16 protein-coding genes are annotated in these 15,735 nt (G+C 56.5%); 4 read left to right on the forward strand and 12 right to left on the reverse strand.

Annotation, left to right across the window (positions count from 1 at the left end):
• Positions 1-85: 85 nt before the first annotated feature.
• A complete protein-coding gene (locus tag E5201_RS13955; RefSeq protein WP_181404654.1) occupies positions 86-1,837 on the forward strand; it encodes a ShlB/FhaC/HecB family hemolysin secretion/activation protein in 1,752 nt (583 codons plus the stop codon).
• Between the two features lie 309 nt (positions 1,838-2,146).
• Here the strand turns inward: E5201_RS13955 and E5201_RS13960 are convergent, their stop codons facing one another.
• The 11 genes from E5201_RS13960 to E5201_RS14000 form a co-directional block, all read right to left on the reverse strand.
• Positions 2,147-2,602, reverse strand: a complete 456-nt coding sequence (locus tag E5201_RS13960; protein ID WP_140987065.1) for a YetF domain-containing protein — start codon at positions 2,600-2,602, stop codon at positions 2,147-2,149.
• 7 nt (positions 2,603-2,609) lie between these two features.
• Positions 2,610-3,122: a hypothetical protein gene (locus tag E5201_RS13965; protein ID WP_140987066.1), complete on the reverse strand. Its 513-nt coding sequence runs from the start codon at positions 3,120-3,122 to the stop codon at positions 2,610-2,612.
• 285 nt (positions 3,123-3,407) lie between these two features.
• Positions 3,408-3,560 (reverse strand): hypothetical protein, encoded by a 153-nt coding sequence (locus E5201_RS14830; RefSeq protein WP_181404655.1) that lies wholly within the window; start codon positions 3,558-3,560, stop codon positions 3,408-3,410.
• Between the two features lie 13 nt (positions 3,561-3,573).
• Positions 3,574-4,038, reverse strand: coding sequence for a DUF2269 family protein (locus E5201_RS13970; RefSeq protein WP_140987067.1), 465 nt, complete (start codon positions 4,036-4,038; stop codon positions 3,574-3,576).
• Positions 4,038-4,154: a DoxX-like family protein gene (locus E5201_RS15155; RefSeq protein WP_219993650.1), complete on the reverse strand. Its 117-nt coding sequence runs from the start codon at positions 4,152-4,154 to the stop codon at positions 4,038-4,040. The genes E5201_RS13970 and E5201_RS15155 overlap by 1 nt, the downstream gene beginning before the upstream one ends.
• 289 nt (positions 4,155-4,443) lie before the next feature.
• Entirely contained in the window at positions 4,444-4,779 is a 336-nt protein-coding gene (locus E5201_RS13980) for a hypothetical protein (protein ID WP_140987068.1), read from the reverse strand.
• A gap of 17 nt (positions 4,780-4,796) precedes the next feature.
• Entirely contained in the window at positions 4,797-5,201 is a 405-nt protein-coding gene (locus tag E5201_RS13985; protein WP_140987069.1) for a DUF2243 domain-containing protein, read from the reverse strand.
• A gap of 104 nt (positions 5,202-5,305) precedes the next feature.
• Positions 5,306-5,632: an SDR family oxidoreductase gene (locus E5201_RS13990; RefSeq protein ID WP_181404656.1), complete on the reverse strand. Its 327-nt coding sequence runs from the start codon at positions 5,630-5,632 to the stop codon at positions 5,306-5,308.
• A complete protein-coding gene (locus tag E5201_RS14835) occupies positions 5,599-5,754 on the reverse strand; it encodes a hypothetical protein (protein WP_181404657.1) in 156 nt (51 codons plus the stop codon). The genes E5201_RS13990 and E5201_RS14835 overlap by 34 nt, the downstream gene beginning before the upstream one ends.
• A complete protein-coding gene (locus tag E5201_RS13995) occupies positions 5,754-6,476 on the reverse strand; it encodes an esterase/lipase family protein (RefSeq protein ID WP_140987071.1) in 723 nt (240 codons plus the stop codon). The genes E5201_RS14835 and E5201_RS13995 overlap by 1 nt, the downstream gene beginning before the upstream one ends.
• A 3-nt stretch (positions 6,477-6,479) precedes the next feature.
• Complete coding sequence (locus tag E5201_RS14000; RefSeq protein WP_140987072.1) at positions 6,480-8,687, reverse strand: hypothetical protein; 2,208 nt, start codon at positions 8,685-8,687, stop codon at positions 6,480-6,482.
• A gap of 341 nt (positions 8,688-9,028) precedes the next feature.
• Here E5201_RS14000 and E5201_RS14005 point away from each other — a divergent pair, with 341 nt between their 5' ends.
• Both E5201_RS14005 and E5201_RS14010 read left to right on the forward strand, forming a co-directional pair.
• Positions 9,029-10,918: a polysaccharide lyase family protein gene (locus tag E5201_RS14005; RefSeq protein ID WP_140987073.1), complete on the forward strand. Its 1,890-nt coding sequence runs from the start codon at positions 9,029-9,031 to the stop codon at positions 10,916-10,918.
• A 69-nt stretch (positions 10,919-10,987) separates the two neighbouring features.
• Positions 10,988-12,319 carry an alpha/beta hydrolase family protein gene (locus tag E5201_RS14010; protein ID WP_219993647.1) on the forward strand — a complete coding sequence of 444 codons (1,332 nt, stop codon included), beginning with the start codon at positions 10,988-10,990 and terminating at the stop codon, positions 12,317-12,319.
• Positions 12,320-12,647: 328 nt separating this feature from the next.
• On the opposite strand, the gene E5201_RS14020 is transcribed toward E5201_RS14010, so the two are convergent.
• Complete coding sequence (locus E5201_RS14020) at positions 12,648-13,151, reverse strand: DUF4126 domain-containing protein (RefSeq protein WP_246050807.1); 504 nt, start codon at positions 13,149-13,151, stop codon at positions 12,648-12,650.
• Between the two features lie 177 nt (positions 13,152-13,328).
• On the opposite strand from E5201_RS14020, the gene egtB reads away from it, so the two are divergent.
• A complete protein-coding gene (gene egtB, locus E5201_RS14025; RefSeq protein ID WP_140987083.1) occupies positions 13,329-15,443 on the forward strand; it encodes an ergothioneine biosynthesis protein EgtB in 2,115 nt (704 codons plus the stop codon).
• The last annotated feature ends 292 nt before the right edge of the window (positions 15,444-15,735 follow it).

Raw genomic sequence — 15,735 nt, forward strand, 5'->3', positions numbered from 1 at the left:
ACAAGAGCAAAAAATGGCGTATCGAATTCAGCCCGCCCCCTCCACTACCGGCTGCCCTGTCAATGCAGGTCGGGATGAATCCGTAATGTCACAGTCTTACACCCGTCCCCTCGCCCGCCGCTGGCTGGCCCTTCTGATGCTGTCCGCTTCAGTATTACCCGTCGCAAGCTTTGCGCAGGACTATGAGCGCGTCGCCCCGAAGTTGCCCGCCCCTGTTGAAGTGCCCCCGCCTGAGGCCCCGGCCCTGCCCGCGCCGGTAAGTACCGACCAGACGGTGCTGATTCCGGAACTCAAAGGCCTTGTGTTCGTAGAAAGCATCGATGCTATCAGCGAGGACGGCCTTACAGCTGAGGCCGCCCCCAGCGGCATTGCCGCTCATGGCGTGAAGCTGGTGGACACAAGCCTGCGCGCACAATTACAGCCCTACCTTAACAACCCCCTGACGCGCTCAGGCCTTGAGCAGATCACCTATCTGGTGCGTGAACATTACCGGTTGCGGGAGCATCCTTTCGTCGAAGTGACCGTGCCACCGCAAAACGTGCAAAACGGGGTGGTGCAGATCATCATCACCGAATATCGCGTCGGTGAGGTAAAGGTGACGGGCAACCGTTATTTCTCCGAAGATCATATCCGTTACCTGAGCGACCTTGAGCGTGGCGAGCGCCTGACCCTCAAGGGGTTGAGGCGTGATATTGATACCCTCAACCAGAACCCCTTCCTGACGATCAATGCCGTCATCCAGCCTGGCGCGGAAACCGGCCAAAGCGACATCATCCTCGAAGCCACTGACCGCCGTCCCTGGCGCGTTTATGCCGGTTACGACAATCAGGGTGTGCGCTCACTGGGGCGCGACCAGTGGAATATCGGGGTTAACTGGGCCAATGCCTTCGGTTTAGGCCATATCCTGTCCTATCAGTATACCCGCAGTTTCACGGGGCGCTACGCTTCCCACTCCCTGAGCCATGTCACACCGCTGCCTCACGGCCACAAGATCCTTGCCTACGGGTCATATGCGACCCAGACACCGTCCATTGCACCGGGCTTCAAATCCGAAGGCCATTCCGGCCAGATCAGCCTGCGCTACGTCTATAACCTGCCTGATTCTGCACATCTGAAGCACGACCTCCAGATCGGCGCCGATTTCAAGCGCACAGATAACAACCTTGAATTTGCCGGTTTCTCACTTCTGGAAACCGCCGCCGAGATCGTACAGATTCCCCTGACCTATGATCTTACCGTGGTCGATGGCTACGGCCAAACCACCGTGCAGAACATGCTCGTCCATGCGCCGGGTGACATGAGTGACCACAATACCGACGAAGCCATTCGCGCGCTCGTCCCCGGCTCAGGGGCAAACTATACCTATAACCGTCTGTCGGTTACACGCACCACCCAACTCCCTGAGGGCATGATCTGGTCATTGCGCGGCACAGTGCAGACCACCAATCGCAACCTGCCCTATAGTGAGCAGCTTGGCGGCGGCGGCATCGGCAGTATTCGCGGCTATTTCCCCGATACAGCCCTGGGCAGTGAAGGGGTGATGATTAACAGCGAACTGCGCACACCGGCTTTCCGGCCTTCGGTTTTGTTCGGGCAATCCTCGGGTACTGATCTGCTTCAGATCGGGGTGTTCTATGACTACGCTCGCCTGAGCCAGCGCACGCCCTTGCCGGATATTGCCAGCACTGTAAAGCTGTCCAGCTTCGGCTTTAACGTCCACTACGCGCTTGGCCGCACAATGGATTTGCAAATCGAAGCCGGTAAGCAGTTGCACCGCGCACCCGGCGAAAGTAAGCGCGGAGCCGAAGCCGCGGTGGTCCTTTCGTTCTCTTACTAACCTTGTTTAACGACGCTTCTTGTCGAATGCTTCTCTCGCAGGCTGAACACGCAAGAGCGTGTCTTTGCAAGAGCATATCTTTGACAGCGTGGCCTTTGCGGTGACTTGAATACACTGGGCGTGGCCGCCGAAGGTTGATGGCCCCCGCATCCAGTGTGTTCTTGACGCGTGGTGTTCTTGACCCGTGGTGTTCTTGATATGAGCAGCATAGTATTTCCCGATCATCTCGACCGGGATCTGGATTGGGTTCAGGCTGCGTATAACGCGCTCCGCAGACAGAGAGAATCCACCTCAATGCCCCGCCCTTAATCAGGTTTCTGCCGAGGACTCGGGAATAATACTAAAGTCACCATCTGCCTCGAGTACGGCAAATCTAATCTGATCCAGCCGCTCCAGACCATGCTGCTCGCGCGCCGCGACGCTGATGTCGTCAAGCGTGACACGTGACTTCCTGATCTGTTTATAGTCAGGTTTTCCGAGCGCGATTAAAACCGTAGGACTGCCATCCAGAGCGAGACCGGCTTTCGGGAACCATAATTTGATGTAGGACAAGCCGATATCCAGAGTAAACAGTACAACGATCAATACGAAGGCGTTAGTCAGCGAAAAATCATTGCCCAACAGGGCCTGCTGCGTGGTTTCGGCCACGATAAGCAGCAACACCAGATCAAATGGCGTCATCTGAGTTATGGTCCGACGGCCTGATAACCTCAGCACAATCAGCAACACAAAATATATGACGGCGCCTCTTATGACGGTTTCCATAACACCCTCACGGTAAAACCCAGATTGTGACCGGACGGGTTTCTGTACCCACAGTCATGTCGAAGCTTACTCTGCCCGGCGACCGGGCCGTCAGATCAAATTCAATCCGGCCACGCGTACCGGACTGCCCTGTAAAATGGAATTGATGTCCATCGGCAATGAGATCAACGGCTTTGGGTTCAGGGCTTATGCTGTCCATTGAAAATCCTGAACTATAACTATCGCCCAATACAATATTGACCCCGTTTGGCGGTATATTCGCCATAGTGATCGAGAGACGAGACGCCGTTTGCCATCGCACGATGCGGGTGTAGGTTACATCTGCGGGGCCAACCTGAAGCTTGCCTTGAGACAGCGGGCCACCTGATCCCGTCAGACCCAGAAGTGCCGCGACAATGATCACAGCAAACCCGATCCAGGCCAATCTTTCCACCCGCCAAAATGTGCGTTGAAATGCCGGACTTTCCGAAATCTGCAGCCCGTCGGATCTGATTTTTGGCTCCTGAAAATTCATTTTCAAACCCGGTTCCGGAACGAACATACCGGTCAGAGGCTGTACCTTTTACTATTGCTCTGAAATTCGATTGACTGAGGTATCTATAAAATCTGGCTAAATGGCCCTCGCCCACGTGTCAGGATCGTAGTCTTAGCCTATGCCCTGCAGGAATGTGGTACAGCACGCCTTAAACTGGCATCTGCTTAAGGCCTCAAAGCTCGACGCTCAGACCATTAAGGCCGAAAATCTCGGATCTCAACGAACTCGCACCGTCACAGGGGGCGATCTATAACGCTGAGAAGGGTAAGGCTATCGTGACGCGGCGGGTGAGGTGCAGCTTCTGTCAGCAAAGGCTTTGGCCGCATAAGCCGCAAAGATGGTTGCCAACCCAAACTGCGCGGCCCACAACCAGACATCCAGTTTTTCGTTTGGTTTTGTGCCGAGACGATCTGCCCCTGACATGTCACACCCTCATCTATACCGGTTTGGCAATCATCAGCCAGACAATCGTCGCCACAGCGAAGAATGCCGGAAACCCGAAGACAAACCATGTGCGGAACAAATGATAATAATGCGCAGGCAGGTCTGTGCCCGAGGCAAGCGCTGCGTCAGCCAGTTTGCGCATGTCCATCTGTATCTTAACCACAGGCAACCAGAAGGCACCGGTGATGACATATAAAAATATGGATGCGATAATCCAGAACTGTGTCAGCGGATACCCTGCGACATGGACCAGAGCCAGTCCTGTGATGGGCTGAAGCACCACAGCGGTTGCCGTAAACAGAAAGTCGGCAATAACCACAATTCGCGCCACACCGGCGATCAGGGCGACATTGCCGGTTCGATGCGCCATAAGCATGAAAAAGGCTATGCCCGCCCCTGTGCCCAGCAGCACACAGGCCCCTATGATGTGCAGATATAAAAGGCCATGATACAGCATCAGCGTTCCTTCAGTACAGCCAGCGCAAACAGATGAACGACAATTATCGGGAATATTTTAAGAAATGGCCCTAACGGATCGCTCCACAGATCGGGCCGGATAAAAGTTCCCGACAGCGCATAAAAGCCTCACAGGGCAATGGCACCATAAAGCCCCAGTTTTGCTGACGGCCTGAAGGGTGCCGACGCAATTAATGACCACCTCCACACCTTCGAGCAGGGAAAACCAGTCCTCGGGACGGGTGGCCTGCGCCATGTCAATTTCAAAAACGCCTGTCCCTGAAACGCCTGCCCTGGGCTTGCGGCGTCTACTCGGACGCACGACCCTGACAATCTCATGGCCGTCGCTTTGCAGCGCCCGCCAGTGTCGAGCCGATAAAGCCGTTCGCGCATGTGATCAGTATCTTCATCCTATGCCCTCACCTGGCCTCGGAACGAAACAGCCCACACCGCCATAGGTGCCGCTGACCAGCCACGCCCCGTGCCCATAAAAGCGCCAGCCGCTTCGCGCATCATCCATGCGGAAGGTCCACACCCGGCCATCAGGGGTCACTGAGACCAGCCGAGCCCCGAGCGCCGTCGCCGCCATCAGATTTTCAGACGCACTTGAGGCCGGATCAAACACTACGGCTACCGTATCCGCTGGCCGCCAGGGTACCGAGGCGGCGACTCCCAGCCCAATAACGCCCGCAATGATTACGGGCAAGGCGGCACGGTTCAGCCTCAGACGGAGCCGCGACAAGGCGATGCACAAAACCCCTAACCCCAGAACAGATCCCAGAACAGGGGATTGTCACTTTCGGGATGAATGCGGTGAAGCCCTAAAATCCAGTGCGACAGGACGGCGTCCAGAACATGCCATAGCCCGAAACCGAACAGGACGGCGGATAAGACCCTGACCCTGCTGCCGTTATCAAGGTGCGGGCGTTGTCGCCACAGCATTACAAGTCCGGCAAGCATCAGTACGTACATCAAAGCGTGAAACAGGCCGTCATACAGGATCATGCGCGAAAGATCGGCACCGGCGGCCTCCAGACCACTGAGCAGATGGTGCCACTGTAATATCTGGTGCAGCAATATGCCATCGAAAAACCCGCCCAGAGCCACGCCCAGCAGGGTTCCGGCCATGTAGATTTGGCGATGATTGCGGGTGGCGCTTTGCATGCTCGCCTCACGGTTCAATGGAGCCCCAGTTTGCTGATTTAATGCAAAAAACGGAGTCGCTCCGATCGCTGGCCTGTAAAGATGATGCAAAGTTCAGGCGATAGTTATTCCCTATTCTGCTTCAGCGGCTCGATGCGCAGATTGGCGACCATCGTTCCCGCGGGACGGGTCAGCACATATCGTATAGCCTTGGCGATTTCTTGCGGCTCAAGCATTTCGTGACGGGCAACGGCTTCGGTCTTCTCTCCGTGTCCCTCTCCCTGCATTGGCGTTCTGACGGAACCCGGCTGAATAATCGTTATCTTTATGTCCTGATCCTGAAGCTCCTTGCGCAGGGTTTCCGCGCAGGCTTCGACTCCGGCTTTCGAGGCGGTATAGACGCTTTCACCGGGCACCTTCAGGTCGGTACTGACCGAGCTGATGAATACCACATGGCCACCTTGCCCCTCCACCTGTGCCCCGCCCTGACCAGCATGGCCAGGGTTTCACGACCTATGCCGGTTGTGCCGCCGGTCAGCAGCAAGCGTTTGCCCTCAAGGGTTTCATCAGTCATCACGGACGCGCCTCCAAAAAGGCATTCGACATATATGCAAAACGACCGGTTTTCAGGAAATGACGGGTCTGCCAGAGGCTCAGCGGATGAAAGCTGATCACGTCATGCGACGCCGGTATCAGGGCAAAATCCGTCATTCCGTCCAGTCGGGTATCCTCAATCTGAAGCTTGCCGTCATGGGGCCATTGCAGCACCAGATTGGCAAGCGGATCAGTGGAAACCGTTCCCGCCAGAATACCCAGTTCATAGTCAATTTCAGTTGTGAGCTGGTGTGCGAAACTCTCATCCCCTACCCCTGAGGCCATCAATGACGGCCCCATGAGCGCCTGTAGCAAGGGCACGCGCCGGTGCAACTCCAGCATGGGACTTCCGTGATTGCCGGGGGCATGCATGACGACCCGTCCCATATTGGCGGGCCGTTCCTGCTGAAGACAATATCTTGCCAGCAGACCGCCCAGAGAATGGGTGACGACATGTAATTTGGCCGCCGAGGCATATTCACGGATGACTGGCCTGATATAGTTTTCAGCAAGGGTTTGAGGGTCGAAGCGGGTCGACGGATAGTCGAGGTTCCGCACACCATAGCCTGCAGCCCGCAGGTCCCATTCCAGGGCCTGCATGTGCAGGGCCGATTCCGCCAGCCCGTGTAACAGAATAACCTGCTCCTGAAGCGTCGTCTCTGTGGCGTCTTTAGTATCGGGCTCTGCAAAGAAATTGAGCATAGCCTATGCCTCCCAGATAATGTGGATGACGGATTGCGCCGGTACGCTATAGACTTGTCCGCCATCAATACCCTTACGCGCCCTCACGCGCTGCGTTTGCGGCCCGACCTGCGATACGGTAAAATTAGGCAGGGTCGCCTTAGCCTTTGGCAGCAGATGCAGCGTGGCGGAATAATCCATTGGCCCTTTTAAGCTGATCTGTACGGCATTGTCGTTTATCACCACCGTATAGGGATAGTCGGCAAATATACGGAAAGGTATATCGCGCTCATGGAACCCGCGGGCGGCAATGATAAACGCACCGCCGCAGCCATAGATTTCCTGCCCCACCTGTCCGGCGGGCTGCCCATCGCCATAGAGGTCTTCAAGCGGGAAAGACAGGTTGCGATCAATATGGCCGTTACGAATATCATCCTTCGCCAGAGCCTCTTCGGGCAGGGCATCCGGATAATAGGCCCAGCTCCGGTCAAAGGCAAAGCGCCGGTATTCCGCCAGTAAAAGCTTCATCTTGGGCGGCAAATCCTCACCGGCAAATTGCAGAACCTCGTCAAAGGCTGAAAAGGACTCAAAACACTCATAGGCCGCCATATAGGGCGCATCGTGCAGGCAGGTCACGCCGAAGAAGTTGCTGTAATGACGGGCGTGTTCGATCTGCGAGTCCCAGAGCAGACTATTATGCACAAAGCTGGCGAGAAACACCTCCGCCTGCGCCTGATAACGCTCGTCCTCTTCCATCTTCCATAGTTTGACACAGGCCGCTATGCCCCACGCTGTAAGGTTAGCCTGATAGAGCAGCGAAAATCGCATGCCTTCTGCCACAACCATCGCCGCCTTCGCTTCCTGAAGATAGAGAGCGTCATCGGTAAGCTGATAGGCCTGCAGCATCACATAGGCATAAAGCCCCGCCACATCCGTTTGTCCGTAGCCGTCGCCTCGGGCTTCGGTGATCACTGAAAAGTCTTTGATATCATACTGAATGGGCCACAGATATTTGAAATGGCGAGCCGACCTGACCGCATAGTCAAGGGATTTGAGAAACAGGTCTTTTGCGGCCTCATGTCCGTCAATCGCCAGCCGCCCGAGATTCATCAGCGGGTGATAGAGATACCAAGAATCCACCGCATCAGCATTTTTATCGTCGCCGACGTTTGGCAGATACCGCCGTAAGGTGCCAAGATCCTTGTCATAAAAGCGGTTCATGCCCTTAAGAAGTTCGTCCTTATAAGGTTCAAGCCGCCCCGTCAGGGCCTCAAGCTCATCTATGGCCGAGGCGACGCTCAACTGCACCATAGAGTCCGGATATTCGGACGCCGTATAAGGATGCAGATAGACATGCCCATAATGCCTGATGGTCGCTTCGGGCGCGGATTTAAGGTCATTGAGGGTTTTTTCGGCCCTTTCGGGCCAATCGTGAAACGCCGGTTCGGGCTTATCCAGATAGGGATAGATGTCGGCGATCATATCGACGAAATTACGTGCGCTCGCGGTTTCGTCCTTATTATCGCCAGAACGAAAATTGATCAGTGCGTCTGATATCACATAGGCCTTACCCGTCTTAAGGGGTGCCACGGGCGGGGAATTACCATTCGGTGCCGCCGGTGGCTGATAGCCGAGTTCCGGCCATTCACCTCCCACCACGCCATCAGGCTTTGTCGCCGTATCGATGAAGAATTCATTGAGCGCAGACAGGTTCTGCACATAAAGCACGCGGCCAAACGCCGGTTCTTGCAACGTAAAATAGCACAGGCCTGTATTGAACCCGCGCTGCCCCGCTTCGACCCGCCCTTTGGTGGCCGTCGGATCGTCATTGTCATCAAGGGCGTACAGATCGCGCGGCCAGAAGGGAATGAGCACATCCATTGTCGGGGTCAGTGTTACCCGTAACCGGATAAGCGTTTCGCTAAGCCCGATGAGCTCGATGTGCCACTGACCGGCATTGTTTTCAATGTCGGCATTAATACCGCTACCGGTGGTTTCGATATGGCTGATTTCATAATCACCGCTGCCGAATAGCGTCCGTAAGGCAATGCCGCCGCTATCGGCCTTTGAGACTTTGAACCACAAGGTGTCACGGCCCTTGCGGGCCTCAACGATCAACTCGCCTGCCCGATAACGGGCTTCGGCTTTTTTTTGGCGGTTCAGGTCTGCCCGAACCTGCAGGACTTCCTGCGTAAACCCGGGCACATCCCGTTTTGAGGTGGTACTGGCCATGATTTTATTCCCGATGGAAGACTGCTTTGGGTAAGCCCTCCATAAGGTCGTTGAGCGTATAATTTTCCTATATGGCTCGTTCGGCACAAACTAAACGAAACATCGATCATACGCGATGCCAGCGTCAGCAGTGCGATAAGCATTTATACAAACGTGCATATCTAAGCTTTCGATCGAAGCGGGTAACCATGCGCCACCCGTCTTTCAAGCTGTCATCCCTAAGCATCAGGCAGACGCATAGACAGCCCGTCTTTTTGCCGAACCTTGCCTTACCGACGGATTGGCGAGAGCCTAACCGTATAAGCTGAAAATAATATAATATAGCCGTCAGGGAGGCTGCTATGACTTCCACCTTCAATCGTCGTCATCTGTTGGCTGGCGTTGCTGCCACGACCCTTCTTGCACAGGCCGGAACCGGTTGGGCGCAAAGCCAGCCGGTGACGGTCACCGAGGATGAAACCCGTTTCATCCTGAACAACGGCATGGTCACGGCTATTGTGTCCAAGGAAAGCGGCGACCTCATCAGCCTTGTCTATAAAGGCACCGAGGTTCTGTACGGTGAGGAAGGCGGACACCCCTTCGGCTACTGGTCGCATGACGTTAAACGCGCTGAATCAATTATAACCGGTGTTACAATTAATCCGACAAGCAATGGCGGGACGCGCGCGGAAGTTTCAGTCAAGGGGATTGCAGGTAAGAACAAGCTCGGCACAGGCCCCGGCGCTTCCGCTGATGGGGATATCAATTGCGACATCGAAATTCGCTACGCGCTGGGTCGGGGTGAGCAAGGGGTACATACCTATTGTATTTTTGATCATCCGCCCGAATATGATGGCTGGACCATGTCCGAGGCGCGCTTTGCCACCAAACTTCAGCCCTTCCTTGACCATATCCATGTTGATGATCTGCGCAGCGGACCTTTCCCGCTCCTGAAAGGTGACAAGTATGTCTATAGTGCCTTGCAGGCCGAACATCGTGCCTATGGATTCAGCAGTGATGCCCGCAAGCTTGGCGTCTTTTTCCTTGTCACTTCTCCGGAATATCTGAGCGGCGGGCCGACCAAGCCCGAACTGATGGCGCATGGTGAGAAGCCGACCGCGTTAATGTACTGGCGCAGCAGCCACTATACCGGTGCCAATGTAAGCGTTAAGGCCGGAGAGGCCTGGCAGCGCGTCGTTGGCCCGATGATGGTCTATGTCAACGAAGGCCCTACCCCCCAAGCCATGTGGGACGACGCCAAAGCCAAACTAAAGTCCGAAGAGCAGCAATGGCCCTACGCATGGGTCAATAGTCCGGCCTATGTACCCAAAGCACAGCGGGCCACAATTACCGGTCAGTTCGTGCTGAACGATCCGCTTGCGCCCGCAGGGGCCGGAATTTCAGGACGTTTGTCTGTGGGGTTATCGAAAGCCCCCTACACGGTTGATCTGCCCAGGGGCGGGACTCGTATCATTGGTTGGCAGAATGAAGGGCGTGATTATCAGTTCTGGACGCACAATGGAGACCGGACGGGGCGGTTCATTATCCCGAATATCGTGCCGGGCACCTATAGTCTGCACGCCTATGCCGATGGCGTTCTGGGTGAATTTTATCGTGCAGATGTCACGGTTGCGGCCGGTCAGAGCCTTGATCTCGGGCGTATTGACTGGACACCGGTTCGTCGCGGACGTCAGCTATGGGAAATCGGTACACCTAACCGGACGGCGACCGAATATTTCTATGGTGACCGCTTTTTCCTGACGGCACTGGCGCTTGAATATCCGAAGTTGTTCCCCAATGACGTCACCTTCCGTCCCGGCATTTCCGATCCGGCCAAGGACTGGTTTTTCCAGCATACGCCGCATAACGAAAGCCCGGATTCGATCTATCGTGACTTCTTTGGTTACCGGGGCGACGGTCGGGCAACACCTTACCGGATACTGTTCCCGATGTCCGCGTCGGGTAAAGGTCGCGCGACCTTGCGTCTGGCGATCTGCGGTACCGGTGGCGCGACAACGCTTGAATTTACCGTCAATGGCAAGCCCGCAGGCACCTTACCCCTGCCCGGCGATGGTGTGCTGACGCGTCATCAGATACAGGCCCGCTGGTATGAATTTGAGCACAGTTTTGACGATGACCTGCTTCAGGCGGGTGAAAACAGTCTGGTGATCACCGTACCTGCTGGCTCTCTCAATACCGGCGTAGTTTATGACTATCTGCGTCTTGAGCTTGATGAGACGGCGACAGCGTAGTCGCCTGCACGCCCTGATAACTCAGTGGGAAACACAAAGATGTTAAACACCCAGCCCCCTTTCAAGCACTTGTCTATCATTATTGTGATGTGCGGGTTATCGGCTTTACCTGCCCTGTCGCAGCAAGCCACGCCTGATCCGGCACCGCGTCCGGCGACGGCGGCGAACGCGCCAGAAATGGTTGCCGGCATTCCGATCAACTATGACGAAGAGAAGGTGGGCACCTACATCCTTCCTGATCCGCTGACGCTGTCAGATGGCACACCGGTCAAGGATGCCGAAACGTGGTTTTCCGCGCGACGGCCCGAAATTCTGGCCCTGTTTGAAGAAAATCAGCACGGCAAGGCACCGGGTCGCCCTGAGGGCATGGTCTTTGATGTGTTTGACGCGGGCACGCTGGCACTGGACGGTAAGGCCATCCGTAAACAGATACGGATTTATTTCCGCGAAGACCGCTCAGGGCCGGTGCTTAATCTTCTGAGCTATACGCCGTTACAGGCCTCCGGGCCGGTGCCGTTGCTCCTTAATCTCAGCTTCAGTGCCAATGGCACAACGGTGGATGATGCGGGCATTGCCCCGGCCATGATCTGGAGCGCAAAGGAAAAGACGCGTATTCCAGCCCCAACCCCACAGCCGGGGCGCGCCTTTGGCCGAATTGATATTTTGCCGATCCTTGAGGCCGGTCTGGGCTTTGCTACCTTTTACTATGGCGATATCGATCCAGATGATCATGGGGCGGTCGCGCATGGCGTAAGGCAACTCTATATGCAGCCGGGTCAGGTCTATAATGCGCCGGACGAATGGGGGGCCGTGGCGGCATGGGCCTGGGGCATCAGCCGGGCTATTGATTATTTTGAAACCGATAAAGCAGTCGACGCTGAACGCATAGCTATTACCGGTGTTTCGCGTCTGGGGAAAACCGTAATGTGGGCCGGGGCGCGTGACACCCGCGTGGCCGCCGTTATAGCCAGCGTTTCAGGCGAAACAGGTGCTGCCATCAGCCGCCGCAACTTCGGTGAAACCATCGCCCATTATATGGCACCTTCGCGTTATCCCTATCAGTATGCGGCCAACTATGCCCGCTATGCGGCAGAACCCAAAAGCGCGCCGATGGACGGCAATCTGCTGGTGGCCCTAATCGCGCCACGGCCCCTGTTGCTTCAGACCGGTAGTACGGATCACTGGTCTGATCCCAAGGGTGAGTTCCTGTCAGCCGTTGACGCCAGTCGTGTCTATGAATTTCTCGGCAAGCAGGGGCTGGGAACTGACGTATGGCCTGAACCGGGCCAGCCGGTTGGTGGCGATCTTGTCTATTATATGCATGACGGCGGCCACGGCGTTAAGCCTGAAGACTGGCCCGTGTTTATCAACTTCCTCAAGACGCACCTCAAGTCGAACTGACGGAATCACCCGCCTGTCACGCGGACTGAGGTTTGCGGATATTACCGTTTGATAGTGCCTTCCGGAGGGCGGTAGCCAAAGCGTTCTCCAGCCTTTCAGGCATTTCGATCATTGCCGTGCGAGGGTATCCCGCCCACCTCCTTAAGCAACCTCAATTCCAGGCCATAATGGCCGTCGATTGCTGGGTGAAGGCATTGGCGTAACCGACGGGCGGCCCATCGCTTTGTTCATCACCATAGGAAGGCCCCCGGCGGCCTCGACGCCTGATCGGGCATCGGGCGTGATCTTATCGGTCCGGGCCGATACCCGGGTCATATCCACCGCAGCGTCATGCGCGCTTTCCAGCGATCAGGGCGGTCGCGCTCATCGCCACCACATCCTCAAGGAGCGCTGCGGGCCAATCGCGGCCAAAGGCATCGGCCAGCCGTTGCCGTAAAGCCGCCACGCCCAGCGTGCCAACTACGGCCCCACCCGCACCCGCCAGGGCTCCCAACACCATATCCGGCACCGCCTGCCGACGTCGGGCGCAAAGGGCGGATCCGGACAGGGCACCAGAAACAATACGCGCAATGAAGGCTGAGGGTATCTTCCGACTCGGGGCCTGAGAGGACTTATCGCCCAGCAATTCACCAGAGGCGAGCAGCCCCAAGGCCGCCGACGTCACGGGATGCCCCAGAACCCCGACCACCCCCTTTCCGGAGCCGTGCGTGGTCGTTCGACTTATCACTGCGGGCGCGGTCAGGGTGCGTAACCCGGCCACGACACCAATTATAAACGCGCGCGCCAACATCATCATCACTCCTGACAAAACCAGACCTGAAGAAGGTGTCATCTGCGCATAGTCTTTACATCGGCAAAATGGGGGATACGTCCCCCAACCATAAATATTACATCAGTTGGTCAAACCGCTCGCGCATTTAAAATTTACATCCGCTCACCCTAAGGTCAGCCACCGCCACCCCCGGAGCCTCCCATGGACACTTGTCACCATCCGACCCCGGCCACCGCAATGTTGCCGCCAGCGCGTGGTGTCTGGCTTGACCGATTTCGGCGGGTACGCGCCCAGACCCTCAAACGGGTCGCCCCGCTTACGCCCGAGGATATGGTGGTGCAGTCCATGCCAGATACCAGTCCGGCAAAATGGCATCTGGCGCATACAACATGGTTTTTTGAGACCTTCCTGTTAACGGGTTGGTCCGATTATAAACCCTTCGATCCGGACTTCAGCTTTCTTTTCAATTCCTATTACGAAGCCGTGGGGCCGCGGCAACCGCGCGCTCAGCGTGGCCTTCTGACACGACCGCCTCTGAGCGATGTGATGGCCTACCGCAGCTATGTCGACCGCCATATGGAGGGTCGTCTTTCAGAGCCTCTTACGACGGAGGTCGAAGGGCTTGTGGCGCTGGGTCTTGCGCACGAGGAGCAACATCAGGAACTTCTTCTGATGGACGTCCTTCATCTTATGGCGCAATCGCCCTTGAAGCCGACGGTCGATCCCAACAGGCAGGCGGATAAACATGCCGATCAGACAGGCTTCCATCGCTTGGAGGGCGGCCTTGTCGAGATCGGGCATAGGGGTGATATCTTCGCCTTCGACAACGAGGGGCCGCGGCACAAGGTCTATCTCGAACCCTTCGAGATCGCCGATCGGCTGGTCACCAACGGCGAATGGCTGGCCTTCATGGCGGCCGGCGGTTACCAACAGGCGCGGCACTGGCTCTCAGAGGGCTGGGATGCGGTTCGCGACAACGGGTGGGAAGCACCGCTTTATTGGGAACGCACAGGCGACCAGTGGAAGGTCTTCGGTCTGAATGGTTTGCAGCCTGTCGATCCGGAGGCGCCGGTTGTTCATGTCAGCTATTACGAGGCTTGCGCCTATGCAGCCTGGGCCGGTGCGAGGCTACCGACCGAATCGGAGTGGGAGCACGCAGCAACAACGACGCCCTTTCAGCAACTGGACGACGTCGCGTGGCAGTGGACGCAAAGCGCCTACGCCCCCTATCCCGGTTTCCGGCCGGGTGCCGGAGCGGTTGGCGAATATAATGGCAAGTTCATGGTGGGGCAGATGGTGCTGCGCGGGGGTGCCTCGGTGACACCTCAGGGTCATAGCCGTCCGACCTATCGCAACTTTTTCCATCCGGAAAAGCGCTGGATGTTTGCCGGTGTTCGACTGGCGCGAGACATCCCTTTAGATGCCGGATTTGCCGCCGATGTGGTGGCGGGACTGAGCAAACGACAGAAGTCGCTGCCGCCTAAGTATTTTTACGATGCCTGCGGCTCTGAACTTTTTGAAGCCATCTGTGATACGCCGGAATATTATCCGACGCGCACCGAAACGGCTCTGCTCAAAGCGATCTCACCAGCCATCGCGGCTGTCATCCCTGCCGGTGCCGTGCTGGTTGAGTTCGGTTCAGGCGCCAGCCTTAAGACACGGTGTTTGCTGAGCGCCGCGCCTCAGATCGAAGCCTATGTACCCATCGATATCAGCCGCAGCGCGCTGGAAGGCGCGCGAATCCGCCTGTCGGCGGACTACCCCGACTTGACCATTCAGCCGGTCGTCGGCGACTTCACGTCGATGGTAAGCTTGCCGCCTGAACTGCAGGATCGACCGCGCGTCGGATTTTTCCCGGGATCGACAATCGGTAACTTTACGCCCGGCGAAGCGATCGCGTTTTTAAAAACGGCCCGATGTGTTCTGGGAACGAATGCGCATTTCATTGTCGGCACTGACATGGTCAAGGACGAAGACACGCTGGTGCGCGCCTATGATGATGCCGCCGGCGTAACGGCCGAGTTCAATAAAAACCTGCTTGTTCGCATCAATCGGGAACTCGGCGGCTCCTTCGACGTCGAGACGTTCACCCACCTAGCAGTCTGGAATCCTGAACATCAACGCATGGAGATGCATCTGGTTTCGCAGGTCGATCAAATCGTAACAGTGGCCGGACACTGCTTTCGTTTTGTATCCGGCGAGCGCCTGCACACGGAAAATTCTCACAAGTTCACGGTGGACACCTTTACAGCACTTGCTCGCGAGGCGGGCTGGGAGAGGGCCAATCACTGGGTCTCGGCCGACCCAGCCTTCGGCGTTTTCGATCTGATCGCGGCTTCAAGACAGGCATGATTTCCAGCGGGTGTACAGAACGATTGCACGGCATCCGAAACTCAACCTCAAGCAGGTGAATTCATTAACATATGAAACCGAACTGTTTTACTAATCTGCCACGCGAGCTTTGGACTTGGGGGGGGAGTTGGGGGTCGATCATGAAACCGCCGGGCTCATCACGCTAAACGCAGAAAAGCCCGCTTTTGCGGGCTTCTAGGATATTGTTTTCTGAGATAATGGTTGCGGGGGCCAGATTTGAACTGACGACCTTCAGGTTATGAGCCTGACGAGCTACCGGGCTGCTCCACCC

The sequence above is a fragment of the Asticcacaulis tiandongensis genome (assembly GCF_006475605.1).
In the GTDB taxonomy this organism is placed as follows: domain Bacteria; phylum Pseudomonadota; class Alphaproteobacteria; order Caulobacterales; family Caulobacteraceae; genus Asticcacaulis; species Asticcacaulis tiandongensis.